Here is an 18722-nt window from a genome sequence, read left to right as displayed (position 1 = left end):
GCTAACGCTTAAAATAAGCGCGTTTTGGCTGAATGTAGAAAAAATAAAAAAGACACGCAGCCGCTATAATTTTTATGTAATTTGCCAACAAATATCTGAGTTTTTTGCTGAATTTTGTTATTGAACCCGCGCAGATCGAAAACAAGGATAAATACTCCTATTTTCATAATAAGGAAGCTGAAAAATTTGTCAAGTAGTTTTCTTATCTTTTACAGGCATAATTTACATGCTACAATCAAATTTTCATAACTGGTGAATAAAAATGCAAAGAGATAAAATTAAAGTAGAAATAAAAAAGTTATCACATGGAGAAAGCTTGCCTCTTCCCTATTATGCAACTATGCAGAGTGCTGGCATGGATCTTTATGCTGCATTGGACACCTCTGTTATTTTAAATCCACTTGAAAGGTTACTTATTCCAACTGGCATTGTGATTGCAATACCAAACGGTTTTGAAGGGCAAGTACGCCCGCGTTCTGGACTTGCTGCAAAAGATGGAATCACTATCTTAAATTCTCCAGGCACTATAGACTCTGATTATCGAGGTGAAGTTAAAGTTTGCCTAATTAATCTAAGTAATCATTCATATGAGATAAAAAGAGGAGATAGAATCGCGCAAATCCTCATTACTCCTGTACCTCAGATAGTTTGGAACAACACAGAAGAATTTTATGCAGAAGAAACTGGTCGCAATTCAGGGGGCTTTGGCTCAAGTGGTAGATAATTTATTGTTTATAAGTTGACAGTAATAATTTTTCACATATAACTTTAATCAATTTAAATTTTAATAAGGGAATTATGTTAATTTCTAAAAACCACCGTGGCCAGCTCCACAAAACAAATACTGCACTTTTAGTACTTACTTCTCTATGTGTCATAGGTGCAGCAACAGCACTTTCAGCTCCATATTGGGTGTCTTCAACTTCTATTCTAGAGCCACTTGCAGTTTTTGCAGCTACACCACTTGGAATAAGTGTTTTAGCATTTGTTGCAGTTTCATTGGTTATTTTAGCAACATATTCCATCATGAAAAACAATGAAATATCTGAGCTTAAAGCTCCGAGGATTGTTACTGGTAGCTGTCAAAGATACCTGATGTTGCAAGTAACAGATAAAGATCTTGAATTTATTGAAGAGAACTATGAGAACGAAAATCGTGAATATACCATAGACTTTACTAACTCAAAAGGCGAAGTATTCAAAGCTGCAAGTTATAGCCAGATTAAATACAAGGATAATCCTGAACCGATGATCTTGCTTGGCAACACTAAACTCCTTGATCTGCATCAGCTATACAAGAAGAATGGTGATGGTATATTTGAAGAGATAATTTGTTGACAGGAGTTAGAAACGTTAGGTTTAGGCGTTGAAGAAAATAATGCTAAAGAAGTAATCATTGAATTTGTGCCAGGCTCAATTGTTAAGTTACCAAAAGTTGAACACGAAGAGCCAGAAAGATCATTAAGCAGCCAAGTATAAAAGGAATAAGTCTTCTCTTCATTTTTTTAGTGTTAATGACTTAAACTTATTGTAGAAACTGTCTCAAAAAATAGATATTCACATAATTGTAAGAAATTTGCTAAGGATTTTTATTTAATTTAACTGCATCTTTTGCCTTATCCAATAACCCATTAATAAAACCAATTTCGCTTGATTTATCAAGTAAATCAGATGCAATGTTAGTATACTCATTGATAACAACTGGAACTGGTGTATCACAATTAATTAACTCACATATTGCAACACGCAAAATAGATAAGCTTATAAGATTTAATCGCGAAAGAGACCAGCTTGGGTGTAAATAAGACTCTATTATTTTATCATATTCTTCACTACTTTTTATAACTTTATGCAACAAATTTTCTAAGAATTGATGGTCATATTCTTCAAATTCAAATATATCATTCAGCTTACTTATGTAATCCTTAAGCCCACAATTTTCCAATTTAAAATTGTAACCTATGAAAATATTTGAATAAATAACCTGTACGGCAAGAAATCTTGCTGTGCTTCTCTTTATGCGCCAACTTTTATCTACTTCCATCATTTTAATTTATTGTGTAGATCTATCATATGCAAAACAGTTGAGGCTGCATGGCCACCAACGTTCTTTTTATTTTTGTCAGCTCTAATTAGTGCTTTATCTTTGCTACCTGCTGTAATTATGCCCATACCAAAGGGTATTGCATAATGCATAATAACTTCATTTAAGCCTTCGATTACTCCTTTACAAACGTATTTATAATGATCAGTTTCACCACGAATTACACATCCAAGAGCTAAATAACCATCATAATTAGCATTCTTGCTTTTGACTGCAAAGAGAATTGTAGCTGGTATCTCAAATGCACCAGGAACTTCAATTATATCATAGCTTGCATGACTTTCTTTTAATCTATCGACTGCACCTTCAAGCAAAAGGTTCGCTATTTCAGTGTGGTAAATTGAATTAACTATTAGTATTTTCGACATTCATCCCCACTTTTTTTGTTAAAAGCAACTTTATTAATGATTGTTGAACCAGAGTTATAATATTACTAAATATCCAATATATTACCAGGCCGGCAGGAAAAGAAGAAAAAATAAAGACAGAAATGTAAGGTAAAAACTTCATAACATTTACTTGAATATCATCTTTACTGGTTTGATCGTTCTCACTTAGCTTCTGCTGAATTATCATGGTAGCGCCGAAAATTATAGGTAAAATGCCTATAGAAATAGGAAAGTTATAATTAAACAACCCAAATAATGTAAAAATGTTTGTTGGATCAGAAGCTGAAAGATCCTTAATCCATAAATAAAAAGGGGCGTGTCTCATCTCTATAGTAACAAATAATACTTTATACAGAGCAAAAAATACTGGTATTTGTATGAGCATAGGGAAAATGCTCGACATTGGATTTACATTGTTTCTCTTGAACAACGCAATTGTCTCTTTGTGCTGCTTTAAGCTGTCATTTTTGTACAACTCTTTTATACGAGTTAATTCAGGCTGCAGGCTTTTCACCTTGAACATCGAAATATATGATCTATTAGATAAGGGAAGCATCAAAAGTTTGATTACTAAAGTTAGCAATAATATTGCTAAGCCAAAATTTTTCAAAACAAAGTTAAAATATTCAAGCAGTAAAAACACCGGCTTGGTTATAAAATAAAGAACACCAAAATCTACAGCCTTATCAAACAAAGGTATATTGAGAGTGTCTTTATAAGAATCAAGTAAATTCAATTTCTTTGCCCCAGCAAAAAAGTAGTTCAGAGTAGAAGCACTTGTACCAGGGAGTATGTGTGTGTACGGTCTAACAAAATCTGCTTGAAACTTATCAATGTTATTAACATTCGTGTGTTTAATGCTCACATTTATTTTATCTGATTTCTCAGGTATGATGGCTGTAAGCCAGTATTTATCAGCAAAACCAAACCAATTTTTTTCACTCGTGCTTGCCTTTATTAAACGCTTCTTAGAAATATCCTTATATGTCCACTCCTCTAGCTTATTGTTAAATGCACCTAGTACTCCTTCATGTGATATCCAATAGGATTCGTTAATATTATCACGTTTACGATTGATTTTACCATAGGGAACTAAAACTACATTATCTTTTGTATTGTTTTCAATAATTTGCTCAACTTTAAACATGTAGTTATCGTCAAGGCTAATTTTCATTCTAAATAAAATGCCATTTTCATTATCCCAAAATAAATTGACCTCTTTTTGATTGGGTTTATTTGCTTGCCATACTGTTTTAGAATCTGGAACTTTAATCTTTTCATTCGGATCGAGCCACCCAAATTCTGCGAAATATACATCTTTTGATTCTGCAGGTGACAGTAACACCACTTGTGGAGAAGAAGAACTCGGTTCTAAGTGGTAGTTAGTTAGGATTAAGTCATCAAACCTTGCACCTTTCAGAGAAATTGATCCTTCAAGCATGTTATTGGTTAAATTAACTCTCTGTTCTCTAGTAGAATTAATAATTTCAGAACGATTTTGGTATATAATAGGAGCAAGGTCGTTAGAAGATTCGATATGTTCAATATTTTCAATCGATGGTTGGCTTTGGCTCATGTTAAGAAAATTATCATATATAATATGCCATAATACTATAATCAATATAGAAAGAATTGTTGCTAAAATTAAATTTTTTGCTTCTGACATGAAATTAAATCGAACATACCTCCTTAAAGTATATATTAAATATTGTACTAAAACAATAAAATTTACTTATTTTTAATAATAGCTTTTAACGCTAATCTTAAAAACTTACTCTTATGGCTTCAAATTTTAATAATATGAATGCAGCAAAAAATTTAGTTATTTGGCTACTGATAATAGTCATTACTGCAATGTTTATTGATTCACAAGGGGATAAACTAAGCAATAGGTTTCTGAGCACTTTTCTACCGTACAAAGGAAGGGTTCAAAATGGCGGAAGTATTGAATTTACAAAGTCATACGATGGACACTTTTATATTCAAGCTCAAGTCAATGATCGTAATATAACGTTTTTGCTTGATACCGGAGCAACTGATATTGTTCTATCGCAAAAAGATGCGTTACATGCTGGTATTAACTTACAAAACATTCAAGACTTTAAAATATATGAAACTGCAAAAGGTCAAATAAAAGCTGGAGTGGTTCAAATACCTCAAGTTAAAATAGGAAATTTTTTAATTAATGATGTGCACGCTAGTGTTAATACTCACTCTATGTCCCATTCATTACTTGGCATGAGCTTTTTGAGGTATTTCCATTTCACTATAAGAGATAACAAGCTGATATTATATCGTGGCTAAAGAATACTACTTATATAATACCAACTCTCATTATTAATGAACCAAATAAGAAGCATTGCAGAGTTGTTTAACCGTGGAAGGGGAAAGAGAGGTAATAAATTTACACAAAGCGCTCTCAAGCAGAACAATTGTATCGTAGATTTTATTGCGCAAAATGTTCTGTTTTATATATAACCAAAACCTCTCAACAGGATTGAGGTCAGGTGAGTATGGTGGTAGGTATATAATTTCGATATTTTTAGGTATCTTTAAACTTTTTGACTTATGCCAACTAGCGCAATCCATCACGAGAAAAGCCTTTCGTATTCCTAAATATTGCGACATCTGTTCAAGGAATATATTTATACAAGCAGTGTTGACGTTTGGTGCAAATAAGCTAAAATTCTCTCCATTTCTGGGATTAACTGCACTATAGAGATAAAAATTTTCCCTACCTAATTTTACCTTAACCTGTGTCCTACTGCCTTTTTTAAACCACCCATGTCCAACTTTTGAATGTGTACCAAACCGTGATTCATCGAAGAAAAATAGCTCTTTTTCAGAATGCATGACAATAGTTTCATTGAGGTTTTTTTTTAAACTCCTCTTGCTTATTTTTATCCTGTCCACTATGAACTGGTCTTGGTGTGATATATGAGAATTTCATTCTTTGCATATTACGATGTATTGTGGATTTGCTGATATTCAAACCAAATCTTTCTTGGATTCTTATTCTCATTTCTCTAATAGTAATATTGGGGTTTTCCTCTATCCACACCTCAATTTGTTCAAGTTGACTTTGGTTCAATATAGTTTTTCTACGGCGTTGAGGTGGAGAAAATAATTTTTCTTCTCTTCCAAATTTTATGTGCTTTATCCATGTAGTAATTGCCTTTCTCGAAATGCAACATATTTTTGCTACAGCTGTTATACTGTGCTTTTTTGCTGCAATTACAGCATTTAGTTTTTTTGCAACATACGCATTATTTCTTACTTTCTTCAGCATCTCTTTTGCTGATTCCACCACTTTTTCATCCAATAATTTTGATCTTAATGCCATCTAAACCTCGCTATTTTACTTACTCCAGTATGGCTTTTTTTCCATTATTGTCTATTCGTTGCTTGTATAGCGGGAATTGGTATCAGTATCTACAACATTTGGACCACTATTTGCAGAGCTATGACTTTCTACATTATCTTCATTATCAAGAGGACTATTAAGTGACTCTAGATCAACATTAACTCGCTTACTTTCAGAACCTGTACATGATCTCAAGAAAGGAATAAACTAAGAGATAATGTATATAAGTTAGGATATATGAGGAGTGTATACCCAAGTGATATAAGTCGGGAAAGATTTGAGATTATATTACCAGATCTAGAATCCTGTAGAAAAAAAACAAAACCAAGAAAACTGGATTTATATGAGTTATTTTGCGGTGTACTTTATGTGCTAAAAAGTGGCTGTCAGTGGCGAATGCTACCAAAAGAGTTTCCAAAATGGCGCAATTGTTACGATTACTTCAAGAGATGGAGTAAAAAACCGAATGAAGATAGAGAAAGTGTTCTAGAAATTGTCTTAAAAAAAATTAGTTGGAGAGGTTCGTTTCAACAGTGGTCGGAATACAAAAACAAGCTTCTGCATCATTGATGCTCAAAGTGTAAAAAACACCGATATTGCTGAAGAAAAAGGTTATGATGCCGGCAAGAAAATTTCAGGAATAAAGCGTCATATTGCAGTAGATACGCAAGGTTTGCCACATGCAATTTATATTACTACAGCTAATATCGGAGATCGTACTGCTGCTGTAGAGATGATTTGTAACGCAAGAAAAAATCTTTCCGAAGTTCAAAATATACTAGTTGATGCAGGTTATACAGGAGAAAATTTTGCAACTCAAATAAAAACGACTATTGGTGCAACCGTTGAAGTAATAAAACGAAGTGAATTACATACCTTTGTTGTATTGCCAAAAAGGTGGGTTGTAGAGCGTTCTTTTGCTTGGCTGGAAAAGTGTAGACGGTTATGGAAAAATTGCGAGCGTAAACTCAATACTAGCCTACAAATGGTCGTTCTAGCTTTTACTGCCTTGCTCCTCAAAAGATTATGAACAGGCTCTTACTTTCTTCAGCATCTCTTTTGCTGATTCCACCACTTTTTCATCCAATAATTTTGATCTTAATGCCATCTAAACCTCGCTATTTTACTTACTCCAGTATGGCTTTTTTTCCATTATTGTCTATTCGTTGCTTGTATAGCGGGAATTGGTATAACAACATTATTACCTTCTCCTTGAAAAGCAATGGTAGCATTTAGACTTCCACTCGTACCTGACTTTGAATTCGGATATTATACATTGTAAGTTACTTTCATATCACCTGTAACTTTAGAATCAAATGTCTTATTAGTTTTGCTATTAGCTTCTTTTTTACTAGGCTTGAGCTCGATATTTTCTATTTCTATCTGTTCATTAAATCTCTGAGTATTATATGAACATTTTAAATCATTTTTGTCAAAACTACACCCTGCACCATTTTTTAATTTAACATAAAAACTATCTCCCGATGAACCAAAATTATCAATATCTTTCAACCGCAATTCTAAAGTATCTACCATAAAAAAACTCCTTTATAATGTGAATAATGAAGAAATTTTATACTAATTTTAGTATAAATAATTAACTCTTATGCTTCACCTGCTTATTAAAGCCCTGCAGGTCAATATAGGAGCAGAGATAAATATTGCGGAACAGGTGCCGATTGCAATGCCAAAAGAAATGATTAAGCAGAAGTCTCTGACCACACCTGTACAAATCAGCACTAAAGGAAGAGCGGCAAGAAGAGTAGTACCTGAAGTTAACATAGTACGAAATAGTGTAGAATTAATGCTAGCATCAACTATTTCATCCATTTCTACATCTTTTCTATTTTTTTGATACTCTCGAATCCGATCGTATATAACCACTGAATTATTAATTGAATAGCCAATCACGGTAAGTAGAGCTGCAACTGATGAAATATTAAACTCAATACTCGTTAAGCTGATAAAGCCAAGAGTTAAAATCACATCATGGATCAGTGCCGCTGTTCCACCCAATCCACATTGCCAATTAAATCTAAGCCAAACATAAAAAAATATTCCAACAATTGCAATCAACATGGATAATATTCCTTCAAATATCTGTGTTGAACCTATTTGTGGACCAACATAATCTATTTTGCGATAAGTTACTAAATTACCTAATTTGCTTTCTAATATACTTTTAACCTTTTTAATTTTATCTTCATCTCCCTCATCTTTAAACCGCACAACTAAATTATCACCAGCTTTTGAATTCTGTATTGCAAATCCATTCTCTTTTAGTATATCAAGAATAGTATGATCCTCGCTTGAGGATTTTATCTCCATCAAAATCCCACCTGTAAAGTCTATGCCTAAATTCACTCCATGTAGTACAACAGTAAGCACTGAAAAAATGATGAGAATAATGCTAATGAATGCTGTCAATTTTCCATATTTACTAAATTTGATATTAAGATTGTCTGGAATAAGTCTAATGGCCATATTTCCTACTTAAATTGTGATTTTATATACTTTTTAAGCAATCGACTAGCTATTTTCTCTTAGCTTATACTAATACTGATCTTTGATTTACTTAATCTACTTGAAAAAGATATTTGATCAAAGAAATGAAACCAGCCTGGTTGTCATTAATAAAGTGCTACTTAAACATCTTTCTTAATCGATTGATTTCATCAGCAAATTTTGGGTCAGTTCTTATGAAATTTTCCACTTGTTTGACTGCGTGTATAACAGTAGCATGATCTCTACCACCAAAATTTCTTCCAATATCTGGTAAACTTTTTTGCGTAAACTTCTTTGCGAAATACATAGCTATTTGTCTCGGCCTCGCAAGACTGCGGAGCCTTCTATTAGATTGCATATCTGCAATCTTTATATTGAAAAATTCAGCTATTTTTTTCTGTATTTCTTCTATTGTGATTGACCTATGATTTGACCTAAGAAGATCAATTAGGGTCTCACTAGCTGATTCTACTGTCATGCTTCTTCCAATTAACGAGGTATGAGCAACCTTATTTAATGCTCCTTCTAGTTCTCTTATATTGGATTTTATATTCCTTGCCAAAAATTCTAGGACATCCTTTGGAACATACATATTCATTCGCTCCACTTTCGCCTGCAATATACCAAGTCTTAATTCAAAAGTTGTTTCGTTAATATCTGCAACTAATCCCCAACCAAGTCGTGATTTTATTCTTTCTTCTACTCCATCAAGATCACTAGGAGACCTATCAGCTGATATAACCAATTGTTTATTTTGGTCTATCAATGCATTGAAAGTGTGAAAAAATTCTTCTTGTGTACTATCTTTACCACTGATAAATTGCACATCATCTACCATCAATACATCTACTGATCTAAATTGCTCTTTAAATAACATAATATCTTTGCTCCGCAGCGCCGTAATATATTGATACATAAATTTCTCTGCTGATAAATATACCACTTTTCTTTTTGCTGACAGAGAATTGACTATGTCCCAAGCTATAGCATGCATTAAATGTGTTTTACCAAGTCCCACTCCACCATATAGAAATAAAGGGTTGCTTCCTGATATTGGATCTATAGATTCCGCTACACGCTTTGCTGCTGTAAATGCTAACTCATTTGACTTTCCTACCACAAAATTATCAAAAGTGAATCTGGTATCTAGTGGTGAACCAAGATTATGATTATTTTCCTCTCTATTTTTTAGTATCGTATTAGAATTTGAATTTCTTTCTTCAATTAATTGAATATCAATAGAACATACACTTTGATCTTCGCTTTGCCATAATGATAATATTTTTTCCATGTAGTGAATTGTAATCCACTCCTTTATAAATCTTGTTGGTACAGACAACAAAACTTCTCCATTTCTGTTGCTGATAAATCTTAGTGAACTCAGCCAGCTGTTATATGTTGCTTCTCCATAGAGATTATGGAGACAATTTTGGATTTTTTCCCAAGTAACATTGTGGTCCGTTACTGTAATAATCTGATCAAAAAACATAGTAGAAACCTTAGGGTTAGTTAAGTTCATATACCACACCAAGAAAGAACAATAATTAGAAAGATGTAAGATAATCAATAGCTTACTGTAAGATAAAAAGCTAACACTACTTAATATATACTTAAAATTATGAGGATTTTTTGACGAGTTGTAAAGAGTATAAAAGCACTAAAATTGATCATTTTTTTGAAATAAAAACAATCAATTTATAAATGTTGCTTGTACCGAGGATTAGAAGTATGTTATTAAAAAATAGTAATATATTATGTATAAACAAGATATTAAATTTACTGATAAATAAGTAAAGTACTTGTATAAATACATCTGATTTAATATAAATTTATTGAAGTAAATTTGTGATTATATTAAGTAATTTGAGCCATAATACTGTATTTGGTATTGAACTGGAGTTTTACACTGAGGGAATAAAAAAAGAATATTTATTTCTGAATAGCATCAAAAATAAAATAGCTTCTCTTGGATTTTTTTGTGAGAAAGAGAGTTCTTTAAACCAATATGAGATAAAAAGTGACTGTTATACGGGCTCTGATAATTTAATTATGCATTTTGAGTTGGCAAAACAATTACTTACTGAAGTAGCACAAAAACTTGGGGGAAATGTTTCTTTTAAAGCAAAGCCTTATCTGGATAGAGCAGGCAGTGCATTAAATGTGCATGTTAACCTTATGAATTCAAATAACGATAACTTATTTTACAGCAGCAAACAAAAATATAGTGACTACCTGATTCACAGCATAGGTGGACTATGTGCAATGATGAAAAAATATATGCTATTTTTTGCTCCAAATGATGAATCATATTTAAGGTTTCAATATCCAGATATCCATACCCCAACTACGATTAGCTGGGGAGTAAATAACAGAACTGCTGCAATAAGAATCCCCTATTTTGGCAACGATTTCAAAAGGTGCCGGCTGGAGCACCGTGTTCCCGGAGCAGATTGCAACCTTGAAAAGGTGCTTGCAGCAATAGTTGAAGGCATGGCTTTCGGTATAGAGAACAAAATCATTCCACCAAGTAGAGTCTACGGCATTGCATCTGATTCTCAATATAAGATGGAGAGTTTGATATAAACTCTAACCACGCTGGTTAACAATATCTTCTATAGTTAGCCGCTTTGGTACTATCATTTGATCATTACTTACAGAAGTTCTCGGAGCATTAACCTCTTTGATTTCTCGGTAATATCCATCCATATGCATAGGAGGGGATCGCATTAAATCCATATAATTCGTTGCGCATTTAGTCTGATTTGTATCATCATCCCCAGCAAGTGAGTTACCGTCAAGGTCCATATGTTCAGGTAGTCCATTTTTCATTTTTTCTTCTGCTCTTTTCCTTATTATTTCTTCTTCTAGCTCAGCTTCAGCTTTTTCTAGTTCTTCTACGGTATCTTTTTCTTCACTTTTACCAGCACTGCTATGCACTTCATCTTCTGATACATCGGCAATTTTAGCAGACTTAGCTCTTGCTTTATTAATCAATGAGAGTAATGCGTAAGTAACTGCAGCAGCAGTAACTATAATGGCTATCTTTGCAGCAATGTGAATCACTGTTAAAAATACTAAAGTTGATGAAACACCAACCAACCCAGATACGATCACTTTATTCTTGCCTTCTGTCACACTTAGAACTGCTACCATAATAATCCCTCAAATACCATACTAAAGTTATATTATATAGAAATTTTCTTACGCTTGCAAAACTGTAAAAATTTTAATCATTTACATAAAGCTATATAAGGATTAATTAATATATAATTTATCTTAGCTATAATATGATGTAAATACGTATAATGTCCGAAATGAAAAGCTTAATTATAGAGAGGAATAGAACAGTAATGTTATTGCTCATCGTGATTTTTACCTTCGGCTCATACACTTATATAAAAATGCCAAGAGAAAGCAATCCTGATATACAGATTCCTATAATTAGCGTATTTGTCGGGTTTCCTGGTATTTCTGTCGAGGATAGTGAAAAGTTATTAGCTATTCCAATAGAAAATGAACTAAGGTCCATTGAGGGCGTGAGAGAGCTCAAGGCGCTTGCAACTAATGACGGTGCTCATGTGATACTTAAATTTGGCACAGAGTATGATAACAAAGAAGTACTCGATAATGTCCGTTCAAAGCTTTTAAACATAAAATCAAAATTACCTATTGAAGCAGAATCTCCGATAATCAATGAAATAAACTTGAGCTTATTTCCGATACTAAACGTTGGCTTGATTGGTAATTTGCCGGAAAGAGCTTTAACTGAAATAGCACGCAAACTAAAGAAAGAAATAGAATCTCTGCCAAATGTTCTTAAAGTTGAAGTGGCAGGTATGCGTAAAGAAACAGTGGAAGTTATAATTGATCCCACAGTTCTAACAAAATATAACATTCAATCAAATGAGATATTTCAAGCTATATCAAACAACAACAGATTGGTAGGATCCGGATCACTAGAAAATGATACCGGTAAATATTCGATTAAAATATCAGGGTTATTAAAAGACATAGAAGATATTATGAATATTCCTATTAGATCTCAAAGTGACGCAGTTTTGAGAATCAAAGATATAGCAAAAGTATACCTTGGGTTTGAGGATCACCAAGGATTTGCTCGTATTAATGGACTACCTAGCATTGTACTAGAAATTTCAAAACGCAATGGAAAAAACATAATAGACACGGTAAATCAAGTAAAATACTTAATGGACAAAGCAAAAGATCAATTACCTGAAAATTTAAAAGTAGTTTATTTGAATGACCAGTCAAAAAATGTACGTGATGTGCTTGACGACTTGGAAAATGGTATAATATTTGCCGTATTACTAATATTAACCATAATAATGCTCTTTATGGGAACAAGGGCTGCTATTCTTGTTGCACTATCAATACCTGGCTCCTTTCTCATAGGAATAATGGCTCTTTACCTAATGGGTATTACTCTAAATATAGTTGTGCTCTTCAGTTTAATTATGGCAGTTGGCATGCTGGTTGATGATGCAATTGTAATCAGCGAATATGCTGATAGAAAGATGATTTGTGGCATGGATAAAGTAGAAGCCTTTTGTACCTCAGTTCATGATATGTTCTATCCAGTTTTATCATCAACATTGACTAAATTAGCAGTGTTTTTCCCTCTGTTACTCTGGCCCGATACAGTCGGTAAATTTATGCAGTACATACCAATTACAATAATTCTAACTTTAACTGGATCTCTAATTATGGCTTTGGTTTTTATACCAACACTTGGTGCAATATTTGGTAAACCTTCAATAACTTCAAAAAAAGAAATAATAAGAATGAGTGCTATAGAAAGTGGTGAGGTAAAAAATACTGGGCTTATAATAAGAACTTATGTACGTATGTTAGAGAAAGTCTTAGATCACCCCAAAAAATTTGTATGTGTTGTTGTATTTGTTTTATCTTTGTCTAGTATATTATATTTTACTTTTGGTCCTGGATTAAAGTTCTTTCCGAATGTAGATTCAGATAACATTTTAATCAGCGTTAAAGTAAAAGAAAGCTTATCAGCCAAAGAACGAGATTTGATACTTAAGAAAGTAGAAGAACGTATTTTGGGTGTTGAAAAAGAAATTTATGTTTTTTATGCTCGATCAGGAAAATTTTCAGACAACGTTATTGCCAAAATTCAATTGGAACTTGTAGATTGGCGCTGCAGGCGCAAAGCTAAGCAAATATTAAATGATATAAGGAGCAGTGTGCAAAACATAAAAGGAGTAATAATTGATGTACAGGAACAAAAGTCAGGACCATCAGCTGACAAGCCAATACAAATTAACTTAAGCGGAAGTGCATCCAACTTGAATTCAGTAGCAGAGGAAATCCTAAAAATTATGGACCAACCTTCGTCTGGATTTATAAATATTCAAGATAGTAGATCAGCACCTGAAATAGAGTGGAATATGAGTATTGATAAGAGTAAGGCTACAAGCTCTGGAGTAAGTGTTGCAACCATTGGTGATTTTATAAAGATGGTTACAAATGGAATATTAATTGGAAAATATAGACCAAATAACGCAGATGAAGAAATTGATATTGTACTACGCTTTCCCAGAAAGAATCGCAACATGAAAACTATAGATAACCTTTTTATTAATACAGCAAATGGACCGTATTCTATGAGTAGCATAGTGAAATACGTTCCCGAAAAAAAGGCAAATAAACTAAGTAGGATTGATGGATCACGCACAGTAACAATCTCTGCTGACGTTGATACTGGCTATCTTGTTGATGAAAGAGTTAAGTTCATTCAAAATTCGATTACTCAAGACTGTAGTAAAGGAGTAAAGATTGATTTCAAAGGTGACAAGGAAGATCAACAAAAATCAGGAGCATTTTTATTAAAGGCTTTTATATTAGCAATTACATTGATGATATTGGCGCTAGTGGCACAGTTTAACAACATATACTATACATTTATCGTAATGACAGCAGTGTTTTTATCAACAACATGTGTATTTTTCATTTTCTTTCTTATTCAGAAAATTTTTGTAGTTGTCATGTGTGGAGTGGGGATAATTGCTTTAGCAGGAATTATAGTGAATAATAATATACTATTGCTTGATGCCTTTCATCAGCAAATTAAGGTGCGCAAAAATAACATTAAGCAATGTATAATAAACGCTTCAATTTCTCGCATCAGGCCAATACTACTTACCGTTGCAACTACAGTTCTTGGTTTAATACCGATGATTACTAAGTTAAATATCAGTTTTTTTACGCTACAAATCACATATGATGCTCCATCAAGCCAGTGGTGGGTTGATATTTCAGCAACCATAGCAAGTGGAATATTGGCTGCAACGGTCTTAACTTTATTCTTTACTCCGGCATTGCTTATCATACAAAGACATGAAAAAACTTGACTTAAATTAGCAATCATTTAACATTTAAGATAGCGTTCTTTACCTGTTGAAGCTATAATTATAACTAATTAAATTGGATTTATTTATATGATTGCTAATCGTAAAAGCAGTGTTAAGCAGAAAAGCAACAAGAATAACATAGTTGGAAGCCTTGATGTAATAAAAACAGCGAGAGAGCTCTCACTTCAAAAAGGTTTGGATTTTAATATTATAATAAATGCACTTAAAAGTGCTATCGAAGCAGTTGCTCAACAAAAGTATGGTAGCAAAAGTAAAATCGTAGTTAATATAGATAGAAACACAGGCAAAGTTACCTCATATAGACAACTAAAAGTCATTAATGATGAATCAAATGAAAATGAGTGTGACTTAATTAAGTTGACACAAGCTAAGTTAATAAAAGAAGATGCAAAAGTTGGAGATACTATTAGTGAGTTGATTTCTCTTAACACTGATCTTGTTTCAGCAAGAATTGCCCAGCAAAAGATTTCTCAAATAATCAAAGATGAAGAGTTAAAAAAGCAATATGAGGAATTTAAAGATAAGGTAGGAGAAATGAGGTATGGCATCGTTAAACAAGTAGAATATTCAGATCTTATTATAGACATAAACGGAGTTGGAGCATACCTCCCTTTACGGAACTTGATTGGTGGTGAGTCATTTCGTGAAGGCGATAAGGTTAAAGCTTACATACAGGCTGTTAAGCGCTCTGATGATGGACGTCAAATCATTCTTTCTAGGGCTCATGAAGGCTTTTTAGAGGCATTGTTGAATCAAGAAGTACCAGAAGTTGCTGATGGATTGATAACAATTAAAGGTATAGCTAGAGACGCTGGTTCAAGATCTAAAGTTGCTGTTTTTTCATCTGATAAGAATATCGATCCAGTAGGTGCTTGCGTTGGAGTTAAAGGAGATAGAATAAAAACTATTATACACGAATTAAACGGTGAAAAAATCGACGTCATACATTACTCATCAGATTTGGGTCAATTTGTTATTAAAGCCATTACTCCTGCAGAAGTATCAAAGGTCATTATTGACGAAAATGAAAATTGTATAGAGTTAATAGTTGCTGAAGATCAATTGAGTTTAGCTATAGGAAAAAAGGGTCAGAATGTAAGATTAGCTTCAGAGCTTGTTGGATGGAAAATTGAGATATTAAGCACTCAGCAAGAATCAGAAAGAAGAAATAAAGAATTTAGTCAATGTTCAGTTTTATTTGCTGAAGCTTTAAACTTAGAAGAGATTATGGGCCAATTATTGGTAACAGAAGGTTTTTCAAGTGTAGAAGATATATCTAACACTTCAATTAAGGAGCTTGCTTCAATAGAGGGCTTTAATGAAGATATTGCAAATGAACTTCATAATAGAGCAAATAATTACCTGAAAGCAGAGAATGATAGAAAAATAGAAGAGCTAAAAAATTTAGGTATGGAAGACGATATAATCAACTTAACCTTATCAATAGATAATAAAATTGCGCTTAGTAAACATAATATTAAAACTTTAGAGGACATAGCAGATTTATCAAATTATGAGTTTTATAGCATACTCTCTTCCTCAACTAATAATAAAGACAATCTAAAAGATACAGCAGATTTAATAATCATAGAAGCACGTAAAAAGCTTGGATTAATATAAAAACAATATGAATAATGAAGATATCAGTAATAAAAAATTAACCCTACAGGGCTTAAGCAAGCTTAAATTAGACATTAATTTAAACTCTTTAGCTAGTCAAAGTGCTGGTACTACAATAGTAAAAAAAAGAAGAAAAATTCATTCTGCAGAAGAATATAGTTTATTTGACGAGAGTAAATTAGGCTCTTTAACTGAAAAAGAACAAATTTCCCGCATTAATGCTGTACAGAATGCTACTTTGCTAAAAGCAAAAAATCATAGAGAAGAAAAAGAGAAAATAATAAAAGAAGAAAGTAATAAAGAGGTTGAAGATAAAAATGAGGCAGACTCTTTACCTAAAGAAATAAATAAGGAAGTTTTAAGTAGTACTAACTCAGTTGAAAAAAAAGAAGATAGCACTGAATATGAGAACAATGATAAAAAGTCTCTTAAGGCTAGTAAAGATATATACTCTAAGCATTCTAAACTAGTCATTACACAGTCAATAGATGAAAGAAATGAACACCTCCCTGTATTTAAGCAAAAATTTGGTATAAGAAGTAGACAATCAAAGTTTACTAAAGGTAAAAATATATCAAGAGAAGTTGTTATACCAGATATAATAACTATTAGGCAGTTATCTATTTATATGGCAGAAAATAGCAAGAGTGTGCTAAAAATGCTCAAAGAAGAAGTTGGGGAGAGTTATAGAGTAGATGATCTAGTAGATCCAGATATAGCATGCGAAATAGCAAAAAAATTTAATCATACTGCTAAACGAGTAAGTGATGCTGATAAAGAAAAGAATTTACTATTTATAAGCAACAGGGAAAGCTTACCTAAAAGACTAAAACCACCTATCGTTACTTTTATGGGACATGTGGATCATGGTAAAACCTCATTGCTCGATGCATTTCGTGAATCCAATGTTGCAGAAAGAGAGTCAGGTGGCATCACTCAACATATAGGTGCTTATCAATTAACGACAAAAAATAAGCAAAAAATTACTTTCATTGATACACCAGGGCATGAAGCGTTTACTGCAATGCGTGCACGTGGTGCCAATATTACTAATATAGTTGTAATAGTAGTTGCAGCTGATGATGGAATCATGAAACAAACAGTTGAAGCAATCAACCATGCAAAAGCAGCAAATGTCTCTATTATAGTTGCCATTAATAAAATTGATAAATCACAACCTGGTGATGTAGAAAAAATAATTAATAGTTTGCCTCAGTATGATCTTATCCCTGAAGAACTTGGTGGTGATGTTATAATTGTGCCAGTATCAGCAAAAAAGAAAATCAACTTAGATAAACTAGAAGAGGCAATTTTATTAATTGCTGAATTAATGACGCTAGAAGGAATAGAGGATTGTCGAGCACTTGGATGGGTAATAGAGTCTAAAATAGATAAAGCTAAAGGAATATCAGCTACATTAATAGTTGAAGAAGGAACATTAAAGATTGGTGACATATTGATAGTTGGTACAACATACAGCAAAGTACGCAGTATGGTTAATCACCTTGGTCAAAGAGAAAAAGCGGCACTACCTTCTACTCCAGTTGAAGTTACTGGTCTAAACGGTGTACCAAATGCTGGAGATAAATTTGTTGTTGTAAACTCTGAAAGGCAGGCTCGTGAAATTGTTGAATACAGGTTAGAATTAATTAAGAAAAAGCAAGAAGATTTAGACGACAATAATTTAGATATATTCAGTCGTAATGATAGTGAAACAGAAGAACTATCTGTAGTTTTAAAGTGCGATGTCACTGGTTCTATTGAAGCAATATCAAGCTCAATTGATAAGCTTGGTAAAGATCAAGTGAAATTAAATATTCTACACAAAGCAGTAGGAGGAGTAACAGATTCGGATGTGCTGCTTGCAGAAGCATCAAGCGCAGTAATTTTAGCTTTTAATGTAAAAGTGGATTCAAAAATAAGAGAATTAGCAAAACAAAAAGGTATAGAAATACATACTTACAATATAATATATGAGCTTATTGAAGACATGAGGATGTATCTAACTAAAATGTTAAAGCCTGTTACACGAGAGGTTCGTGTTGGTTCTACATCTGTAAGGCAAATATTTAATGCATCCAAAGTCAGTAATATAATTGGATGTTATATCACTGATGGAGTTATAAGAAAAGATTCTTTAATTAAGGTAGTGCGTGGCGGCAAATTGGTACATGAAGGAAAGTTAAAAGCACTACGTAGATTTAAAGATGACGTTAAAGAAGTAGGTGTAAACTTTGAATGCGGAATATCGCTAGAGGGTAATATCGATATTAAAGTTGGAGACATTTTGGAAGCTTATCAATTAGTACAAGAAGAAAGGACGTTATAGT

General features: G+C 32.8%; 18 protein-coding genes. 10 read left to right on the top strand and 8 right to left on the bottom strand.

Features of this window, described 5'->3' with window-relative positions; translation table 11 throughout:
* The first annotated feature begins 262 nt into the window (after nt 1-262).
* Nucleotides 263-724 (top strand): dUTP diphosphatase, encoded by a 462-nt coding sequence (gene dut / locus ABWU62_RS04230; RefSeq protein WP_353287644.1) that lies wholly within the window; start codon nt 263-265, stop codon nt 722-724.
* Between the two features lie 74 nt (nt 725-798).
* A complete protein-coding gene (locus tag ABWU62_RS04225) occupies nt 799-1338 on the top strand; it encodes a hypothetical protein (protein ID WP_353287643.1) in 540 nt (179 codons plus the stop codon).
* Between the two features lie 241 nt (nt 1339-1579).
* On the opposite strand, the gene nusB is transcribed toward ABWU62_RS04225, so the two are convergent.
* From nusB to yidC, 3 genes are read right to left on the bottom strand one after another with little or no spacing between them, the layout of a single operon-like run.
* The gene (gene nusB / locus ABWU62_RS04220; protein ID WP_410542190.1) at nt 1580-2047 is read right to left on the bottom strand and encodes a transcription antitermination factor NusB; all 468 of its coding nucleotides are present in this window, start codon (nt 2045-2047) and stop codon (nt 1580-1582) included.
* A complete protein-coding gene (locus ABWU62_RS04215) occupies nt 2044-2472 on the bottom strand; it encodes a 6,7-dimethyl-8-ribityllumazine synthase (protein WP_353287642.1) in 429 nt (142 codons plus the stop codon). Before ABWU62_RS04215 ends, nusB begins: the two co-directional genes overlap by 4 nt.
* Nucleotides 2450-4159 (bottom strand): membrane protein insertase YidC, encoded by a 1710-nt coding sequence (gene yidC / locus ABWU62_RS04210; RefSeq protein ID WP_353287641.1) that lies wholly within the window; start codon nt 4157-4159, stop codon nt 2450-2452. The genes ABWU62_RS04215 and yidC overlap by 23 nt, the downstream gene beginning before the upstream one ends.
* 113 nt (nt 4160-4272) lie before the next feature.
* Between yidC and ABWU62_RS04205 the strand changes: the two genes are divergently transcribed.
* Nucleotides 4273-4797 carry a TIGR02281 family clan AA aspartic protease gene (locus ABWU62_RS04205; protein ID WP_353287640.1) on the top strand — a complete coding sequence of 175 codons (525 nt, stop codon included), beginning with the start codon at nt 4273-4275 and terminating at the stop codon, nt 4795-4797.
* Between the two features lie 33 nt (nt 4798-4830).
* Here the strand turns inward: ABWU62_RS04205 and ABWU62_RS04200 are convergent.
* Nucleotides 4831-5836, bottom strand: a protein-coding gene (locus tag ABWU62_RS04200; RefSeq protein ID WP_353287090.1) for an IS630 family transposase whose coding sequence is annotated in 2 segments (ribosomal slippage) — nt 4831-5373 and nt 5375-5836 — 1005 coding nt in all. Because the reading frame shifts where the segments join, the coding sequence is not laid out codon by codon here.
* On the opposite strand from ABWU62_RS04200, the gene ABWU62_RS04195 reads away from it, so the two are divergent.
* From ABWU62_RS04195 to ABWU62_RS04185, 3 genes are all read left to right on the top strand, one after another.
* A complete protein-coding gene (locus tag ABWU62_RS04195) occupies nt 5830-5997 on the top strand; it encodes a hypothetical protein (protein ID WP_353287639.1) in 168 nt (55 codons plus the stop codon). The genes ABWU62_RS04200 and ABWU62_RS04195 overlap by 7 nt on opposite strands.
* 97 nt (nt 5998-6094) lie before the next feature.
* Nucleotides 6095-6887, top strand: a protein-coding gene (locus ABWU62_RS04190; protein WP_087740684.1) for an IS5 family transposase whose coding sequence is annotated in 2 segments (ribosomal slippage) — nt 6095-6358 and nt 6360-6887 — 792 coding nt in all. Because the reading frame shifts where the segments join, the coding sequence is not laid out codon by codon here.
* Between the two features lie 71 nt (nt 6888-6958).
* Entirely contained in the window at nt 6959-7093 is a 135-nt protein-coding gene (locus tag ABWU62_RS04185; protein ID WP_353287638.1) for a hypothetical protein, read from the top strand.
* A gap of 33 nt (nt 7094-7126) precedes the next feature.
* Here ABWU62_RS04185 and ABWU62_RS04180 read toward each other — a convergent pair whose 3' ends face one another.
* The 3 genes from ABWU62_RS04180 to dnaA all read right to left on the bottom strand — a co-directional run bounded on the left by ABWU62_RS04180 (nt 7127) and on the right by dnaA (nt 9881).
* Nucleotides 7127-7393 (bottom strand): hypothetical protein, encoded by a 267-nt coding sequence (locus ABWU62_RS04180; RefSeq protein WP_353287637.1) that lies wholly within the window; start codon nt 7391-7393, stop codon nt 7127-7129.
* A 75-nt stretch (nt 7394-7468) separates the two neighbouring features.
* The gene (gene secF, locus ABWU62_RS04175) at nt 7469-8341 is read right to left on the bottom strand and encodes a protein translocase subunit SecF (RefSeq protein WP_353287636.1); all 873 of its coding nucleotides are present in this window, start codon (nt 8339-8341) and stop codon (nt 7469-7471) included.
* Between the two features lie 157 nt (nt 8342-8498).
* Nucleotides 8499-9881: a chromosomal replication initiator protein DnaA gene (gene dnaA / locus ABWU62_RS04170; protein WP_353287635.1), complete on the bottom strand. Its 1383-nt coding sequence runs from the start codon at nt 9879-9881 to the stop codon at nt 8499-8501.
* 326 nt (nt 9882-10207) lie between these two features.
* Between dnaA and ABWU62_RS04165 the strand changes: the two genes are divergently transcribed.
* On the top strand, nt 10208-10945 hold the full coding sequence (locus tag ABWU62_RS04165; protein ID WP_353287634.1) for a glutamine synthetase: 738 nt from the start codon (nt 10208-10210) through the stop codon (nt 10943-10945).
* Between the two features lie 3 nt (nt 10946-10948).
* Here ABWU62_RS04165 and ABWU62_RS04160 read toward each other — a convergent pair whose 3' ends face one another.
* Nucleotides 10949-11515, bottom strand: coding sequence for a hypothetical protein (locus ABWU62_RS04160; RefSeq protein ID WP_353287633.1), 567 nt, complete (start codon nt 11513-11515; stop codon nt 10949-10951).
* A gap of 161 nt (nt 11516-11676) precedes the next feature.
* On the opposite strand from ABWU62_RS04160, the gene ABWU62_RS04155 reads away from it, so the two are divergent.
* The 3 genes from ABWU62_RS04155 to infB all read left to right on the top strand — a co-directional run bounded on the left by ABWU62_RS04155 (nt 11677) and on the right by infB (nt 18721).
* Nucleotides 11677-14751, top strand: coding sequence for an efflux RND transporter permease subunit (locus tag ABWU62_RS04155; RefSeq protein WP_353288158.1), 3075 nt, complete (start codon nt 11677-11679; stop codon nt 14749-14751).
* A gap of 87 nt (nt 14752-14838) precedes the next feature.
* On the top strand, nt 14839-16392 hold the full coding sequence (nusA, locus tag ABWU62_RS04150; protein WP_353287632.1) for a transcription termination factor NusA: 1554 nt from the start codon (nt 14839-14841) through the stop codon (nt 16390-16392).
* 7 nt (nt 16393-16399) lie between these two features.
* Nucleotides 16400-18721, top strand: coding sequence for a translation initiation factor IF-2 (gene infB, locus ABWU62_RS04145; RefSeq protein ID WP_353287631.1), 2322 nt, complete (start codon nt 16400-16402; stop codon nt 18719-18721).
* Nucleotide 18722: the final 1 nt, after the last annotated feature.

It is taken from the genome of Wolbachia endosymbiont (group B) of Gerris lacustris, from assembly GCF_964028355.1.
In the GTDB taxonomy this organism is placed as follows: Bacteria; Pseudomonadota; Alphaproteobacteria; order Rickettsiales; family Anaplasmataceae; genus Wolbachia.
This window is presented reverse-complemented; position numbering and strand designations above follow the sequence as displayed.